Below are 15027 nucleotides of genomic sequence, written 5' to 3'. Positions count from 1 at the left end.
GACATTTTAATTGCGCGGGTAGTGCAGGATTCGGCGAGCACAGCGCTATCGGCGTCGATATGCTTTCAACATGACTCAACTTGAAATTGGAGCGAAGGCTCCAGAATTTACCGCTGAATCTACGCAGGGACTGATCTCACTGACCGAGTTGCTTGCGGGCAGTGAAAAGGGCGTTATCGTCTACTTTTATCCGAAGGCCTCGACCCCTGGGTGCACGACGCAGGCCTGCGATTTCCGTGACAACCTGAACACAATGAAGGCAGCTGGGTACACGGTTGTGGGCGTAAGCGCTGACACAATGCCCGCCTTGGAGAAGTTCACTCAGAAGCAGGGACTTAACTTCCCGCTGATCTCCGATCCTGAGCATGCAATCCTTGAACCGTGGGGCGCGTGGGGTGAAAAGAAGAACTACGGCCGTATCTTCACGGGCATCATTCGTTCGACCGTTGTTGTTGGCAAGGATGGAACGGTTGCGCTTGCTCAGTACAACGTGAAGGCAACGGGTCATGTGGCGCGCCTGCGTCGCGACCTCGGTCTGGACGACTGATACGTGCGTGTGGCTAGCCTTGTCGTCTGAGGCGATGAATCGGTTTTTAGTGCTGGAATTGTCGCCCTATACGTCTTTCCTTGATCGCCGTGTCTCATCATCGCTTCTCGACGCAGGGACAGAAACACTCATACAGGGCAGGCAACGACAAAACGGAGCAACCGATTGGTTGCTCCGTTTTCGTTTGTGCGTCATGGGGGACTTGAACCCTCAACCCGCTGATTAAGAGTCAGCTGCTCTGCCAATTGAGCTAATGACGCGGGACTCTGCCACAGAGTATTCTGTTTTAGAGTTGTGCGTCATGGGGGACTTGAACCCTCAACCCGCTGATTAAGAGTCAGCTGCTCTGCCAATTGAGCTAATGACGCGGGGTCGTGCGACCGATATGAAACTTTACCGCTTCGGGCAGATCAATGCAAAAATAGCAGGTGAGAAGACCACCACACCACACTCGGGGAGTTCGATATGACCGGAAAAACGCCGAAATCAGTTGATTCGACCTCCTCGACCTTAGAGCCGGTGGATTCAATATGGGCGTCGTCGTCGCGAATGGCGCAGGACTATCTGAAGACTTTGTGGGGTGGCGAAGAATCCGGAAAGCACGGCATGAGCGTGAATGACCTGGCTAGCGCGATGGGAGTCGTTGCGTCGACCGCGTCAGAGAATGTATCGCGTCTGGTGGCGAATGGTTTGGTCACGCATGAGCCCTATCGGAAAGTCCACTTCACGGATGCGGGGCGCGCGCTTGCTATCTCAATGGTGCGTCGTCACCGTCTGCTGGAAACCTACCTGCATGATCGCCTGAACTTCGAGTGGGACGAGGTCCACGAGGAAGCTGAGATTCTGGAACATGCGATCTCAGATCGTCTTCTTGCGCATATCGATGAAGCGCTGGGCAAGCCTGAGCGTGATCCGCACGGTGACCTGATCCCGCGCGAGGATGGGTCGGTGGTTGAACGCGTGATTTACCCGTTGATTGCGACATCGAAGAAAACTGCTGGCGCTGAGGTGGGGAAGTGGTATCGCGTCACCCGCCTGTCCGACGAAGACTCTGCATTCTTGCGTATTCTCGATAGTGAGGGCATCGGCCTAGACGCGTTGGTCCGTATCGTCGATATTGACCAGGCCGGTCAGGTTTCGCTTGAAATACGCCAAGCGACCGCTCCCACCGTGGGTGCTGGTCGAAGCGTCCGCTTGGCTGGCGATGTTGCGTCGATCGTGATGGTGTCGCCGCTCGAGGACTAAACACGATCGAGCGTTGTTTGAGCTGGGAGATCAACCCAGCGAAGTCATGCTTTCAGGAACGTGAGAGCCGTGCCCCTGCGACAAGAGGGCGTCGCGGAGTTTTGTCATTGCCTGGTCCAGTTCCTCATCCGTTGCCTTCACTGCGTTCGACAGAAGGACATCAGCTTCTGTGCGTAGCGGGATCACGTGAAGGTGCGTGTGAGGGACCTCGAAACCTGCGATGACCAAGCCGGCGCGGGGGACTCCAAATGCTTTTTCCTGGGCGATTCCGATGATTCGCGCGACTTTCATAAGGTGCGTGGCGACGTTACTGGGCGCATCCGTCCATTTCTCATACGGGGTACGTGGTACGACTAGAACATGGCCGGGAGAGGTGGGCTCGATGGTCGCGAATGCAACGCATTCGTCGTCGGTCCACACGAAGCGACCTGCCCAGACGCCGGAAATGATGTTTTCAAAGACTGTAGCCATGAGGCCATTCTCACCCCAGAAGGACCTTCGTGGCTAGAGATGAGGAGGCGAGTTTTCGCGCGAATGGTCTACCCTTGATACGGCGAAGAATGTCGAAATATCAAGGGGAGGGCCCTGATGAGCCAGGCTTCCAACATGGAACCCGCACAGCGCTATACCGCTGAACTTGCCGGTCAGATTGAAACCGCATGGCAGGATCGGTGGGACGAACGAGGAACCTTTAACGCAGACAACCCGGTGGGTGAGTTCGCAGGGCCTCTAGCGGAAAAGAAGCCCTTCTTCCTTCTTGACATGTTCCCCTACCCGTCAGGCAAGGGTCTGCATGTTGGTCACCCGCTGGGCTACATCGCCACCGACACGGTCGCTCGTTTCCGCCGTATGCAGGGCGAAAACGTCCTCTACACAATGGGCTACGACGCCTTCGGCCTGCCGGCAGAACAGTACGCCGTGCAGACCGGTCAGCACCCGCGCATTACGACCGAGGAAAACATCGCGAATATGCGTCGCCAGCTTCGTCGTCTTGGCTTGTCCCACGATCGTCGCCGTTCGCTGGCCACGACCGACACCGAGTACGTGCACTGGACCCAGTGGATCTTCCTGCAGATCTTCAACTCCTGGTTCGACCCGGAAGCAACCGCTCCCGATGGCTCCATCGGTGCCGCGCGTCCGATCGCTGAGCTCGAAGAGAAGCTTGCCAACGGCCAGGTTGCAGTTCCGGACGGCCGCAATTGGGCAGACCTTGACGCCGTCGAAAAGGCGAAGGTCGTCAACGACTTCCGTTTGGTGTATGTGTCCGAGGCTCCCGTGAACTGGTGCCCGGGCCTGGGTACCGTTCTCGCGAACGAAGAGGTCACCTCCGAAGGTCGCTCCGAGCGAGGCAACTACCCGGTTTTCAAGCGCAATCTGCGCCAGTGGATGATGCGCATTACCGCTTACGGCAAGCGCCTGGCAGACGACCTTGACACGATCGACTGGCCCGACAAGGTCCGTACGATGCAGCGCAACTGGATCGGTCGCTCCGAAGGTGCGACGGTCCGCTTTGACGTTCCCGTTGCAAGCGAAGTCGGCGCAAGCGTCGACAACCTCGAGGTCTACACGACTCGCCCCGATACTCTGTTTGGTGCCACCTTCATGGTTGTTGCGCCCGAACACCCGATTCTTGGTGGCACGGTTGCCGGCAACGACGATGACGAAGCTGCACTCACGGTTCCGGCCTCGTGGCCTGAAGGCACGAAGGACGCATGGACGGATGGCGCAGCTTCCCCGCGCGAGGCGGTTGCCCGCTACCGCGCCCAGGCTGCAGGCAAGTCGGAAACCGAACGCGCCGACGAAGAACGCACGAAGACCGGCGTCTTCACCGGCCTGTACGGCATTGACCCCGTCAACGGCCACAAGGTGCCCGTGTTCGTCGCCGACTACGTCCTCTGGGGCTACGGCACCGGCGCGATCATGGCTGTTCCCGCGCATGACGATCGTGACTGGGAATTCGCGAACAAGTACGAGCTCGACATTGTTCGCACTATCGGCGCAGCTGATGATCCGTACGGCCACGATTTTACCGAGTCGGCGTACACCGGCGACGGCGTTGCTGTTGATTCGGCGAATGACGAGATCAGTCTGAACGGCCTGGCAAAGGATGAAGCCAAGGCTGCGATGATCGAATGGCTGGAATCCAAGGGCCTCGGCCGTGGAACCGTCACCTACCGCCTGCGTGACTGGCTGTTCTCTCGCCAGCGCTACTGGGGTGAGCCTTTCCCGATCGTCTGGGATGAGGACGGCCTGCCACATGCTCTGCCCGAAGATCAGCTTCCCGTTGAGCTTCCCGAGGTGTCCGATTACTCGCCGCGCACTTTCGGCCCTGACGACGCGAACACCGCGCCGGAAGCGCCACTTGGCCGAAGCGAAGAATGGGTGAACGTCACCATGGATCTCGGCGATGGCCCGAAGAACTACCGTCGCGAAACCAACACGATGCCACAGTGGGCAGGTTCATGCTGGTACGAAATGCGCTACACCGATCCGAAGAACTCCAAGGCGCTGGCTTCGGCTGAGAACCTCGACTACTGGATGGGCCCGCGCGAAGGCAAAAAATCCGGTGGCACCGACCTGTACGTCGGTGGCGTTGAGCACGCGGTTCTTCACCTGCTGTACTCGCGCTTCTGGCAGAAAGTTCTCTTCGACCTGGGTCACGTGCCGGACGCAGAGCCGTACCACACGCTGTTCAACCAGGGGTACGTTCAGGCCTACGCCTTCAAGGACGAGCGTGGACAGTATGTGCCCGCCGACGAAATCGAAGGCGACGAGGCAACAGGTTTCACCTATCAGGGTCAGCCGGTGACCCGCGAATACGGCAAGATGGGCAAGTCGCTGAAGAACATCGTCACCCCGGACGAAATGTATGACGCCTATGGCGCCGACGTGTTCCGCGTGTACGAAATGTCCATGGGGCCGCTGGATGTCTCGCGTCCGTGGGAAACCCGTGCAGTCGTCGGCTCGCAGCGTTTCTTGCAGCGACTCTGGCGTAACACGCTGGACGAGGAAACCGGTGAAGTGACCGTTACCGACGAAGAAGCAGATCTTGAGACGAAGCGTCTGGTTGCTCGTACGATTGCCGATGTCACCGTCGAATACGAGAACATGCGCGTGAACACTGCGGTCTCGAAGCTGATTGTCCTCAACAACCACCTGACCGGCCTGAAGTCGGTTCCGCGTGAAGCCATCGAACCCCTGGTTCTGATGATTTCCCCTGTTGCCCCGCACATCGCAGAAGAACTCTGGATGCGTCTGGGACACGGTGAGTCACTGGCTCGCGAGCCCTTCCCGGTTGTCACTGACGAATCGCTACTGGTCGAAGAGAGTGTCACCGCGATTGTTCAGGTGAACGGTAAGGTTCGTGCGCGCCTCGAGGTCTCGCCGTCGATCAGTGAAGAGGATCTGCGTTCCGAGGCTCTGGCTCAGGCGCCGATCGTCAAGGCTCTTGAAGGCCGTGAACCTCTGAAGGTGATCGTGCGCAAGCCGAGCCTGGTCAACGTGGTGCTCCCGCGCTGATCGCGATTGTGATGGCAACCCTGCGGCGCGAAGCGGTGAGCTTCGCGCCGCAGGTGTTTTTTTATCAAGCAGTGGCATCTTCTGTGAGGCTCACCAAGAAGCGATAGCCTGCGACGGTAGCGTGCGAAAAAGTCTGGAGCTTTACCTCTTCGTAATACCATGAAGCGGGTTGCTACCAGCCGCAACCGCCTAGTTATCGTTTGATCCCAGATGAAAGGTCATTCATGCCTGAAGGTGATGCCATCCGTCGTCTTGCTTCGACGCTCAATGAGCTCTTTGTCGGGGGAACTGTGTCTGCTTCATCCCCGCAGGGGCGTTTCAGCGCTTCAGCTAAGCAACTCGACGGCAAGCTGATTCAGTGCGTGCGTGTCCACGGCAAGCACATGTTTATCGGTTTTGTTTCGCCCGAAGTGCCCGATGCGTGGCCCCAGGATTGGATGCATATTCACCTGGGCCTGTACGGATGGTGGCGCTTCAATGGTGATGAGACTGTCGTTGATGAAGGCTACGGTGTCGCGCATCGCGTTGCTCCCGTTCCGAAGGGGGAGTGGGACGGGCACTCAGAAACCCGCTGGGGCGAAGGCTACGGTCAGGCTGAAGCTGGAAGTTGGGAGCCTCCGGCCCCTGTTGGTCAGGTGCGTTTCCGCATGTTCAACGACCACGCGGTTGCCGATTTGGTCGGTCCGAACCGTTGCGAGCTGATCGACGACGAAGAACGTCAGGTTGCCGAGGCCAAGCTCGGTCCTGACCCGCTGGAAGATGGAGCGCGCGACGATAAGGAATCGGCGAAGCGATTCGCGTCGGTTGCTCACTCCAAGAAGCGCAATATCGGCGAGATCGTTATGGACCAGTCCATCATCGCCGGCGTCGGCAACATCTACCGTGCGGATGCCCTGTTCCTCGCCGGAATTTCGCCCTATCGCAAGGGGGCGAACATTTCCGAAAAGCGACTGAAGGACCTCTGGGTTCTGATCTGCGACCTCATGAATCGGGGGCTCGCTGCGGGGCGCCTCGAAACGATGGATCCCGACGAAGCACCCAACCCACCGATCGAAGGTGACGAGGAAGCGTCACGCTGGTATGTCTACCACCGAACCGGGCGTCCCTGCCTGCGCTGTGGCACGCCGATCCGCGAAGCGCTCATGCAGAACCGTCGTCTGTTCTGGTGCCCCAGCTGTCAGCGATAAGGCGCTGGTTAAGCGGGCTGAACCTGGTCAATCGGAGAAAATGACCAAGGTGAAATAACCGCCCAGCCTGCCATGAAACTGGCGGGCAGAAACGGTCGCGGAAGCCACAGTAGGCGAACCTATTATTTGACGTCGGTGAAGCCGAGCGCGTCGTAGAGGCTGGCGGCCCCCATGTGGCGCGAATCGATCGTCAAGGACAGACCGTCGAATCCCCAATCCTGGCAACGACGTGCGACCTCTGCGATGAGGGCGGTTGCGATGCCTTTACGACGGTATTCCGGGGCGACGACAAGATCGACGACGAACGGGCCGTCGGGAGCGTCATCCCACGGGGATTCTCTGACGACTTCGATGGCGCCGATCAGTGCGCCACCATCCCATGCGCCAACGAAAGAATCTTCGGTCGTCGCACCGAATGCCCCTTCGAAGGTCATGCGGAGTTCTTCCGAAATCTCGAGCATGGCCTCGGGTGTGTTTTCTTCGCCGTACGCGTCCAGGGTCAGGGCTGCGAGCATCGGAATGTCGTAACGGGTGAGCGTTGCGATCTCGATACCCTCGGGGCGTTCGACATCGGCCAACGCATCAACTGGTGCTTGAAGTGTGCGCTGTTCCATAAACCAAGTGTACGTGGTGTGGGTCACACTATGTGGGACTTTGGGGGCCGGTGTGCTCCTTGTGCGCTTGAGCTGGGCAAATAAGGGTACGAGGCCGGCTAAACACACAAGGCGGGGGACCTGCGTAGCGCCGGTGCCCTGAACCAGAATGAGACGCCGGGAGGGGGCCCTCTGGGATCAGATGTAGAGTTCCGGCTCTTCTAAGAAGTAAGCGGGATCGATGATCAGATCGTCATCCTTCGTGTCGTTGCAGGACTTCGGGATTAGGCGTGCGGGCACGCCAATCGCAACGTTCCCGCACGGAACGTCCTTGACCACGACCGCGTTCGCGCCGATCTTAGCGCCGTCGTGGACCTCGATGGGACCCAGAACTTTCGCGCCGGCGCCGATCATCACGTGATTGCCGACGGTAGGGTGGCGCTTACCGGGCGTCATGGCGACGCCACCCAGGGTGACGCCGTGGAAGATGACGACATCTTCGCCGACCTCGGCGGTTTCGCCAATAACAACGCCCGTCGCGTGGTCGATGAAGACGCGACGACCAATCTGGGCGCCGGGGTGAATGTCAACACCTGTCATGACGCGCGTTGCCGACTGCAACATGCGAGCGGGCAATTTGACGCCTCGAATCCACAAGGAATGCGAAACGCGGTGTGCCCACAGTGCGTGAACGCCCGGATATGTGAGTGCAACTTCAACGCTTGACTGGGCGGCTGGGTCGCGATGACGAGCTGTCTGTAAATCTTCCCTGAGAAGCTTGAACGCGCGGCGCGGGTTGATCGCCATGGGTGTTCCTTTGGGGGGTAACGGTGAACAGAAGTGATCCTATCGAGGTTGGACGATTGAGCGCGCGTGTTCAGCGCTCAATCGCAATGTGGGCTAAGGAAAATGCGGGGCGAGGGATGATCCGCGCCCCGCATTCTCTTCAGCTTCTCGCTTTGTCGACGTCCTGTCGGCTTGAAGCACATCAGTCCTTGTATTCCTCGAACAGAGCGGTCGAGAGGTAACGCTCGCCGGTGTCAGGAAGTAGGGTCACGATTTTCTTGCCAGCAAATTCAGGGCGAGCTGCAACAGCGGTTGCACCGGCTAGGGCTGCGCCGGAGGAAATGCCAACCAGCAGGCCTTCTTCAGCGGCTGCCAGGCGAGCAAACTTCAGTGCTTCGGCGCTCTCAACAGAGATGACCTCGTCGATGATCTCAGTGTCGTAGTTGTCCGGAATGAAGTTCGGCATCAGACCCTGGATTGCGTGCGGGCCAGCAGAGCCACCGGTGAGAAGCGGAGATTCTGCGGGCTGAATTGCGATGACCTTGATGTTCGGGTTCTTGGCCTTCAGGGTCTTTGCGACACCGGAGATGGTGCCTCCGGTGCCGACGCCTGCGACGAAAACGTCAATTTCGCCGTCGGTGTCTTCCCAGATTTCTTCGCCCGTTGTGGCAACGTGGATTGCCGGGTTTGCGGGGTTGGTGAACTGCGAGGCGATGATTGAGCCGGGGCGCTCGTCGCGGATGCGCTCTGCTTCGGCGACGGCTGCGGAAACGCCGCCCTTTGGGTCGGTCAGAACGAGTTCTGCGCCGAATGCGCGGACGATGATGCGGCGCTCAATGGACATGGAGGCCGGCATGACGATGACGACCTTGTAGCCACGGGCTGCGCCGACCATTGACAGTGCTATGCCGGTGTTGCCGGAGGTTGCTTCGATGATGGTGCCACCGGGCTTTAAGGCGCCAGATTCTTCTGCTGCGTCGATGATTGATGCTGCGATGCGGTCCTTGACGGAGGAGGCAGGGTTGAATGCTTCAACTTTGGCGACGACGTCCACGCCTTTACCGGCGAGCTTATTAATACGAACCAGGGGAGTGTTGCCAATGAGTTCTGCAACGTTGGAAGCAATGTTCGACATGAGAGTCTCCTAAAAGCTTGACTACTGATCATTCAGTGCACGGTAAGTACAACGTGCGAAGTCAGAAAAAAATTTCGTGGTATGCGACGCATGTGTTCATGCGCCAGGGCGAATGACGACGCTGAGCGCCAGAAAAGTCATTCGCCCAATTAACACGAAAGAAGGTGACGCGGTGTGACCGGACGGTGAGTTCCGCACGGGGTGAGTGTCATGTCAGCGCATGTCATAATTGAATCTTAAAACAATGGGGGTTATTCGTCTACTTCGACTCTCGTGGTGCCCATCATCTGAAACTTTGAAACACCCGAGGTCAGAGCAAGGATCTGCGCCTCAAAAAACGCGCGAGAATCAGGAAGTGTGCCGATTCGGATCGCGGCCTCGCTCTCCCAATCGATGCCAAGAATCTGCGCACCCGCATTCCTTAACTCAGCTTCAATCCTGCCAGCCTGGGCAAGTGAAACCCGAGTTTCCAGCACGTCTAGCGAAACTAGTTTCGCCTTCGGTGCCAGGGTGAGCGCTTTGGATACAGACGATGAATACGCGCGCACGAGGCCGCCCCCACCCAAGAGGATTCCTCCGAAATACCTGGTGACAACGGCGGTCACATTCCACACTCCAGCCAGACGGAGCGCATCAATCATCGGCGTACCGGCAGTGCCCGAGGGCTCCCCGTCATCACTCGAATGCTGATGAGGATCGCGTCCATCAACCTGAATAAGGAATGCGGAGCAATTGTGGCGAGCCTGCGGATTGTCGGCCTTGACCTCATTAATCAGGGCGCGTGCCTCGTCGGAGGAATCGGTGCGAGCGAGAGTCGTAATGAAACGGGAGCGCTTAATCTCGATCTCGTTTTCAATCCGAGTACCCGACCGCACGGTATGAATGACTCCCATTTTCACCCCTCTTCCTCATGTACCTCTACACCATCGATGTCGCCCTCTAACCTAGCTGATGACATGAGAGGTGCGGAACATGTAATGAGGATCGCATCTCAGGCAGAGTATCGAACTAGGGGCAAAACGGGCGTTCATGGTACGATTTTCGGGTTGCCGTCGGTGGGAATGGGCCGGTCGGGTCCTTCTCGCGACGTTCTGGCGTCGGACGGCGGCTCGTTTTTGAGCCACCAACCGACCATACGACTACCGAGAAGAGAGGGGAGGCACGATTCAATGGCAGTTCCGAAGCGAAAGATGTCCCGTGCGAACACCCGCACGCGCCGCTCCGCGTGGAAGGCAGATCTCACCGAGCTCAACACCGTCAAGGTTGCTGGCCGTGAGGTTCGTATCCCGCGTCGTTTGGCAAAGGCATACAAGAACGGTCTGCTGGACGTCGAGGCCTGACCCTCGATCCTGCAGTTGAGGCCCGGTGCTTATGCGCCGGGCCTTTTCCGTACCCGATTTCTCGAGCCTGACTGAGTGTGATTGTCGTTTGTGTCGTCTGAGGCGACGTTTTGGGTTCTGGGAGGAGGGAAGTGTCGCCTCGTATGACGTGGGTGGGCATGTACGAGGTGCTGTGTGGCGGGTTTTGTCGCCTCGCATGACATGCCCGACCGTCGGGAGTGAGATGCCGCAAAGAATGTGGGATACGCCTTTTTAGTGGTGGAAAAGGCACAAGGGTTTTTAGAGTAAGCACGTGCACAATAATGCGTTAGTTTCAGCTCTTTCGGGGCAGAGCCTTCACCCGATGAGCTCGGAGAACCTCAGCCAAGATTTCGTGTCCCTTTTTGTTATTGCTTTGGCAGCTCTCTTGGCTCCGCTCTTGTCTTCTGCGACTCGTAAGCGCGTTCCGGATGTAGTCTGGCTGTTGATTCTTGGTGTCATCATTGGACCCTCAGTTCTGGGGATCGCTCAGGTCTCGGATTCCGTACACCTGCTACGTGAGATCGGTATGGGAATTCTGTTCTTGATCGCAGGTACTGAAATCAATATTTCGCAAGTGCGTGCCAAGCCTGGTCGCGTTGCTGCGATTACGTGGCTGATCTGTTTCCTCGCCGCATTTGCACTGGCTGTTGTCACATTGCGTAACGGTGATTACAGCTCCGCGATCGCACTTGCCATTGCGTTTACGTCCACAGCTCTGGGCACGTTGCTTCCGATTCTGATGGAAGCGGGAATGATGGGTAAGCCTGCTGGTGAAGCGGTGCTGATCCACGGTGCGATTGGTGAACTCGCTCCTGTTATCGCCATGTCGCTTCTGCTTGGCACGCGTTCGCCAGGTTGGGCTGCTGTCATCCTTGTATTCTTCGTCGTTGCAACGTTGATCTCCGTTGCGATTCCGACGCGTTTCATTCTGCGCCACCCCGAAATTGGTCGCGTGATCTTGCGCGGTGCACAGACTTCGTCGAAGACGCTGATGCGCGTGGTCATGGCAATCCTGACCGGTCTGATGGCGCTTTCCGCTGTCTTGAACCTCGACATTGTCCTCGGCGCGTTCGCCGCCGGCGTCGTCGTCCACGCGCTGTCTCCGGTGAACTTCAGTGCGATTGAAGGGGAACTGCGGACGATTGGCTTCTCGTTCCTGATCCCGGTTTTCTTCGTGACCTCGGGTATGAATATTTCGCTGAGCGCCGTCATTGAGCGCCCTTGGTTGCTGGTGGCATTCGTGACTGTCATCCTGGTGGTTCGAGGCCTGCCCATTGTGCTGATTGAACGCTTCGTTGGCACGGTCGAGAAAACTACATGGCGCGATGCCACGAGGATTGGTCTCTACGGTGCGACGGGTCTGCCGATCATCGTTGCCGTGACGGGTGTGGCTGTGAATGCTGGCGTGATGGCCGAAGATATCGGATCAATCCTGGTGGCTTCCGGCGCCGCGTCGGTCCTCTTCTTCCCCTTGCTTGCCTCCCTTGAAAATAAGGTTTTTCCTTCCCGCGCCCTAGTAGAAGCGGAATAGAATGACAGGTGAGCGCGGCCTCGTCGATTGGATGAAACCCAGCGGAGAAGTGGTCGCCAAGTGGACTTGATCGAAGGAGAAACGATGAAGATTCTGATTGCTCGCTTTACTGCCAAGGAAGGCTTCGAAGACGAGGTTGCGGAAATGATCGCCGGCCTGGCGCGCAACGTGCACACGGAGCCGGGGAATGTGACGTTTGAGCCTCATCGTGAGGTTGACAATCCACGCAAGTTCGTTGTCTTTGAGAAGTACGCCGATGACGCGGCGTTCGAGGCACACATCAATATGCCTTACGGCAAGGTCTTCAACGATCGCTTGAACCAGATCATCGAGGAGCCGGAGTCACAGCTAACGTTCCTTGACGCAGTGGAGTGAACGCGCACTGGAGTGTGAGGAAAGTGCCGGGGTGGGTGGCCGCTCCGGCGCTCTTCTTTGGTGACTTTTGGGGTTGGGTGCATCGTGCGCGTTCGGTGATGGATGATGAACGAGGCCGGGCACACATGCGTTGTGTCTGCGTCGAAGAATGCACGGTGGTGACATCTTTGGGCGTTGACGCCCGGTGCCGGTAAACTTGGTTCGCGTCGAAGCCCGCTCGAGGTGGGCGCTCCCGGCAATGCCTCTGTAGCTCAATGGATAGAGCAAGGGCCTTCTAATCCCGAGGTTGCAGGTTCGAGTCCTGTCAGGGGCGCAACCGGCCTGATCGTAGTTTTTCTGCGATCAGGCCGGTTTTGTTTATCTTGGCGCACCGTCAAGAGCGAATCAGCGCGTGTTACAAAGTCTCACAATGTGGTCACTTTCTGGAAAAGTGCGACACTCATACGGCACACTACAACCATGACGACCTTCGCTTACGAAATGTGCTGCCTTCAGGGCACCACTGTGCGTGAGCGAATGTGTATGTGATTGACGCCCTCGAACCTCTGTCAATCACTGCCGCTGTGACTTAAAAGCCCCTTTGTGAACAAAGCTGGGTAGCGGCACCAAAGAAACCTGGATACACCATGACTCTGGTCAACACCCCCGCAAACTCTGCCGTCGTCGATGAAACCCCCGAAACGTCTTTCGACGATTTCCTTGAGATCCTCGCGCACCTTCGCCTTGCTCCCGCTCGCATTGACTTCAACGCTGACCGCGGGGAACTGACCATCCGAGGCGCCCGCATTGCCCTCTGTGCAAAGGAACGCGAGCTACTCACTCACCTTGCCTTGAACGCTGATCGCGCAGTTTCACGCGAAGAACTTTTTTCGACCGTCTGGAACGGCGCTGGCCTTGGCTCCGACTCGCGTACAGTTGACGCACACATTCGTCGCCTGCGTAAGAAGCTCGCTAAGGCCCCCGGACTGATCTCGACTGTTCGAGGCCAGGGCTACCGCTTCAACACGGGTGAAGGCGTGCGCGTCCACGCAACGCTCACGCACACTCTGGCCGCATAACATGCCACGAGGCCGGGCAAACACGTGGCCAGCCTCGTGAATAAGAGAAAGCCACATGCTTACCGAAAGCGCTCGCAAGTGGAACTAGCGTGACGCCTCAGATGATCAGGCGGAAAATCTCCGAATCCGCATGCAGCTCTTCGACGTGCAGGGGCGAATCTGCCATGCGTCGGCGCAACCCGTCGATGTCATCCTTCGCCGCAATGTCGATGCCAACAACGGCGGGCCCAGATTCTCGATTGTTCTTCTTTGTGTACTCGAAGTGAACGATGTCGTCGTGCGGGCCAAGGACATCCTGCAGGAAGAGGCGCAGAGCCCCCGGTTGCTGGGGGAACGTGACCAGGAAGTAGTGGCGCAAGCCCTCGTGACGAAGCGAACGCTCCATAACCTCGGCGTAACGTGTCAGGTCGTTATTGCCACCGGACACGATCGCGATGATTGCACCATCAGAGTCACCCAGGTAGCGTTCGCGCTCTTCAGGGGTTGACAGGTAGGAACGGATCGCGGTCGATGCCAGGGCGCCAGCCGGCTCAGCAATGACGCCATCGGACTGGTAGAGGTCGAGCATTTCCGTGCACACTGCGCCCTCGGGAACAACGAATACATCGTCGACGTACAGGCGGGTAGCGTCGTAGGCGAGAGCTCCCGCACGACCAACAGCGGTGCCGTCAACGAACGGGTCAACCGATGCCAACGTAATTGGCTCGCCAGCATGCAGGGCAGCGTGCATCGAGGCCGCCCCTTCGGGCTCGACGCCGATGATCTTGATTTCGGGGCGCTTAGCGCGGATCCACGTCGCGATGCCAGCAAGCAATCCACCGCCACCGACGGGAACGAGGACTGCCGCCGTGTTTTCAGGCATCTGTTCAAGCAACTCAACGCCGATCGTGCCCTGGCCCGCGATCGTCATCGGATCATCGTAGGGGTGAACGTAGGTGCGCCCAGTCGCGCGCGCAGCTTCCTGCGCCAGTGCGTTTGCCTTGTCGAAGGTGCCATCAACGATGACCTGCTCGACCCAATCACCACCGATCGCAGCAATACGATTGCGCTTCTGACGAGGAGTATTCGACGGCAGATAAATCGTGCCGTGAACCTTCAGGTGAGCGCACGAATAGGCGATGCCCTGCGCATGGTTACCTGCCGAGGCGCAGACGACGCCACGTTCGCGTTCAGCTGCAGATAATAGCGACATACGTGCGTAGGCGCCTCGAACCTTGAAGGAACGGCACTTCTGCGTATCTTCACGCTTGAGCAGCACCGGGGCACCAATCGCGTCCGTCAACCGTTCAGAACGCGCCAACGCAGTGCGGTGAACAACGCCACGCAACACCTTTGATGCGGATTCAATATCCGCAGGAGTCGCATTTGTGTGGAACGTGGAAGCGGTTGTGTCGCGCATCAGGTCCTTCAATCGATCGGGAACCAGGAATCGGTCGCAAGCCGGCGCGGGTGCGTACGGCGAACGGATACAGTCTAAAACCGCTTGCCTACCTGCGTTCGATGGCGATCACGTGGCGGTCAGAGAAAATACATCAGTGGGGATATATTCTGCTCCCCCGTGAGGACGGCGAAATTGGAATGATCTTCAGGGGAGCCTCGTCAATGTGTGCGAAAGGGGAGAGGGAGCCCCCGCGCGGGCGCGACGAAGGTGGCACGTCCCACGCAAGAGGGCTCAAAACCCCGCGGTAAA

Annotated in this window: 14 protein-coding genes and 3 tRNA genes; 9 read left to right on the top strand and 8 right to left on the bottom strand. The window is 58.2% G+C overall.

Annotated elements, in window-relative coordinates; translation table 11 throughout:
* The first annotated feature begins 70 nt into the window (after positions 1–70).
* A complete protein-coding gene (locus HMPREF9241_RS05240; protein ID WP_006681240.1) occupies positions 71–547 on the top strand; it encodes a peroxiredoxin in 477 nt (158 codons plus the stop codon).
* A 187-nt stretch (positions 548–734) separates the two neighbouring features.
* On the opposite strand, the gene HMPREF9241_RS05235 is transcribed toward HMPREF9241_RS05240, so the two are convergent.
* Both HMPREF9241_RS05235 and HMPREF9241_RS05230 read right to left on the bottom strand, forming a co-directional pair.
* A tRNA-Lys gene (locus HMPREF9241_RS05235) sits at positions 735–807 on the bottom strand.
* Positions 808–842: 35 nt separating this feature from the next.
* Positions 843–915: transfer RNA gene (locus HMPREF9241_RS05230), tRNA-Lys, on the bottom strand.
* Positions 916–1012: 97 nt separating this feature from the next.
* Between HMPREF9241_RS05230 and HMPREF9241_RS05225 the strand changes: the two genes are divergently transcribed.
* Entirely contained in the window at positions 1013–1792 is a 780-nt protein-coding gene (locus tag HMPREF9241_RS05225) for a metal-dependent transcriptional regulator (protein WP_006681238.1), read from the top strand.
* 30 nt (positions 1793–1822) lie between these two features.
* Here the strand turns inward: HMPREF9241_RS05225 and HMPREF9241_RS05220 are convergent, their stop codons facing one another.
* Positions 1823–2263 (bottom strand): HIT family protein, encoded by a 441-nt coding sequence (locus HMPREF9241_RS05220; protein WP_006681237.1) that lies wholly within the window; start codon positions 2261–2263, stop codon positions 1823–1825.
* Positions 2264–2380: 117 nt separating this feature from the next.
* On the opposite strand from HMPREF9241_RS05220, the gene HMPREF9241_RS05215 reads away from it, so the two are divergent.
* Together HMPREF9241_RS05215 and HMPREF9241_RS05210 are read left to right on the top strand one after the other, a co-directional pair.
* Positions 2381–5311 carry a leucine--tRNA ligase gene (locus HMPREF9241_RS05215; protein WP_006681236.1) on the top strand — a complete coding sequence of 977 codons (2931 nt, stop codon included), beginning with the start codon at positions 2381–2383 and terminating at the stop codon, positions 5309–5311.
* 224 nt (positions 5312–5535) lie between these two features.
* Positions 5536–6498 (top strand): Fpg/Nei family DNA glycosylase, encoded by a 963-nt coding sequence (locus HMPREF9241_RS05210; protein ID WP_006681235.1) that lies wholly within the window; start codon positions 5536–5538, stop codon positions 6496–6498.
* 122 nt (positions 6499–6620) lie between these two features.
* Here the strand turns inward: HMPREF9241_RS05210 and HMPREF9241_RS05205 are convergent, their stop codons facing one another.
* The 4 genes from HMPREF9241_RS05205 to HMPREF9241_RS05190 all read right to left on the bottom strand — a co-directional run bounded on the left by HMPREF9241_RS05205 (position 6621) and on the right by HMPREF9241_RS05190 (position 9905).
* The gene (locus tag HMPREF9241_RS05205) at positions 6621–7112 is read right to left on the bottom strand and encodes a GNAT family N-acetyltransferase (protein WP_006681234.1); all 492 of its coding nucleotides are present in this window, start codon (positions 7110–7112) and stop codon (positions 6621–6623) included.
* A 177-nt stretch (positions 7113–7289) separates the two neighbouring features.
* A complete protein-coding gene (gene cysE / locus HMPREF9241_RS05200; protein WP_006681233.1) occupies positions 7290–7898 on the bottom strand; it encodes a serine O-acetyltransferase in 609 nt (202 codons plus the stop codon).
* Positions 7899–8079: 181 nt separating this feature from the next.
* On the bottom strand, positions 8080–9012 hold the full coding sequence (cysK, locus tag HMPREF9241_RS05195; protein ID WP_006681232.1) for a cysteine synthase A: 933 nt from the start codon (positions 9010–9012) through the stop codon (positions 8080–8082).
* 251 nt (positions 9013–9263) lie between these two features.
* Complete coding sequence (locus tag HMPREF9241_RS05190; protein ID WP_006681231.1) at positions 9264–9905, bottom strand: IMPACT family protein; 642 nt, start codon at positions 9903–9905, stop codon at positions 9264–9266.
* Between the two features lie 276 nt (positions 9906–10181).
* On the opposite strand from HMPREF9241_RS05190, the gene rpmF reads away from it, so the two are divergent.
* From rpmF to HMPREF9241_RS05165, 5 genes are all read left to right on the top strand, one after another.
* Positions 10182–10352, top strand: coding sequence for a 50S ribosomal protein L32 (gene rpmF, locus HMPREF9241_RS05185; RefSeq protein ID WP_006681230.1), 171 nt, complete (start codon positions 10182–10184; stop codon positions 10350–10352).
* A gap of 343 nt (positions 10353–10695) precedes the next feature.
* Complete coding sequence (locus HMPREF9241_RS05180; protein ID WP_006681229.1) at positions 10696–11904, top strand: cation:proton antiporter; 1209 nt, start codon at positions 10696–10698, stop codon at positions 11902–11904.
* 84 nt (positions 11905–11988) lie between these two features.
* Entirely contained in the window at positions 11989–12279 is a 291-nt protein-coding gene (locus HMPREF9241_RS05175; protein ID WP_006681228.1) for a putative quinol monooxygenase, read from the top strand.
* Positions 12280–12519: 240 nt separating this feature from the next.
* A tRNA-Arg gene (locus tag HMPREF9241_RS05170) sits at positions 12520–12592 on the top strand.
* 313 nt (positions 12593–12905) lie between these two features.
* Entirely contained in the window at positions 12906–13337 is a 432-nt protein-coding gene (locus HMPREF9241_RS05165; protein ID WP_006681227.1) for a winged helix-turn-helix domain-containing protein, read from the top strand.
* Positions 13338–13434: 97 nt separating this feature from the next.
* Here HMPREF9241_RS05165 and ilvA read toward each other — a convergent pair whose 3' ends face one another.
* Complete coding sequence (gene ilvA / locus HMPREF9241_RS05160) at positions 13435–14736, bottom strand: threonine ammonia-lyase IlvA (protein ID WP_006681226.1); 1302 nt, start codon at positions 14734–14736, stop codon at positions 13435–13437.
* Positions 14737–15027: the final 291 nt, after the last annotated feature.

The sequence above is a fragment of the Schaalia turicensis ACS-279-V-Col4 genome (assembly GCF_000296505.1).
Taxonomy (GTDB): Bacteria; Actinomycetota; Actinomycetes; order Actinomycetales; family Actinomycetaceae; genus Pauljensenia; species Pauljensenia turicensis_A.
This window is presented reverse-complemented; position numbering and strand designations above follow the sequence as displayed.

Coding starts and splice junctions, on each gene's coding strand:
- HMPREF9241_RS05240 (WP_006681240.1), top strand. CDS start 71: ATGACTCAACTTGAAATTGGAGCGAAGGCTCCAGAATTTACCGCTGAA.
- HMPREF9241_RS05225 (WP_006681238.1), top strand. CDS start 1,013: ATGACCGGAAAAACGCCGAAATCAGTTGATTCGACCTCCTCGACCTTA.
- HMPREF9241_RS05220 (WP_006681237.1), bottom strand. CDS start 2,263: ATGGCTACAGTCTTTGAAAACATCATTTCCGGCGTCTGGGCAGGTCGC.
- HMPREF9241_RS05215 (WP_006681236.1), top strand. CDS start 2,381: ATGAGCCAGGCTTCCAACATGGAACCCGCACAGCGCTATACCGCTGAA.
- HMPREF9241_RS05210 (WP_006681235.1), top strand. CDS start 5,536: ATGCCTGAAGGTGATGCCATCCGTCGTCTTGCTTCGACGCTCAATGAG.
- HMPREF9241_RS05205 (WP_006681234.1), bottom strand. CDS start 7,112: ATGGAACAGCGCACACTTCAAGCACCAGTTGATGCGTTGGCCGATGTC.
- cysE (WP_006681233.1), bottom strand. CDS start 7,898: ATGGCGATCAACCCGCGCCGCGCGTTCAAGCTTCTCAGGGAAGATTTA.
- cysK (WP_006681232.1), bottom strand. CDS start 9,012: ATGTCGAACATTGCTTCCAACGTTGCAGAACTCATTGGCAACACTCCC.
- HMPREF9241_RS05190 (WP_006681231.1), bottom strand. CDS start 9,905: ATGGGAGTCATTCATACCGTGCGGTCGGGTACTCGGATTGAAAACGAG.
- rpmF (WP_006681230.1), top strand. CDS start 10,182: ATGGCAGTTCCGAAGCGAAAGATGTCCCGTGCGAACACCCGCACGCGC.
- HMPREF9241_RS05180 (WP_006681229.1), top strand. CDS start 10,696: ATGAGCTCGGAGAACCTCAGCCAAGATTTCGTGTCCCTTTTTGTTATT.
- HMPREF9241_RS05175 (WP_006681228.1), top strand. CDS start 11,989: ATGAAGATTCTGATTGCTCGCTTTACTGCCAAGGAAGGCTTCGAAGAC.
- HMPREF9241_RS05165 (WP_006681227.1), top strand. CDS start 12,906: ATGACTCTGGTCAACACCCCCGCAAACTCTGCCGTCGTCGATGAAACC.
- ilvA (WP_006681226.1), bottom strand. CDS start 14,736: ATGCGCGACACAACCGCTTCCACGTTCCACACAAATGCGACTCCTGCG.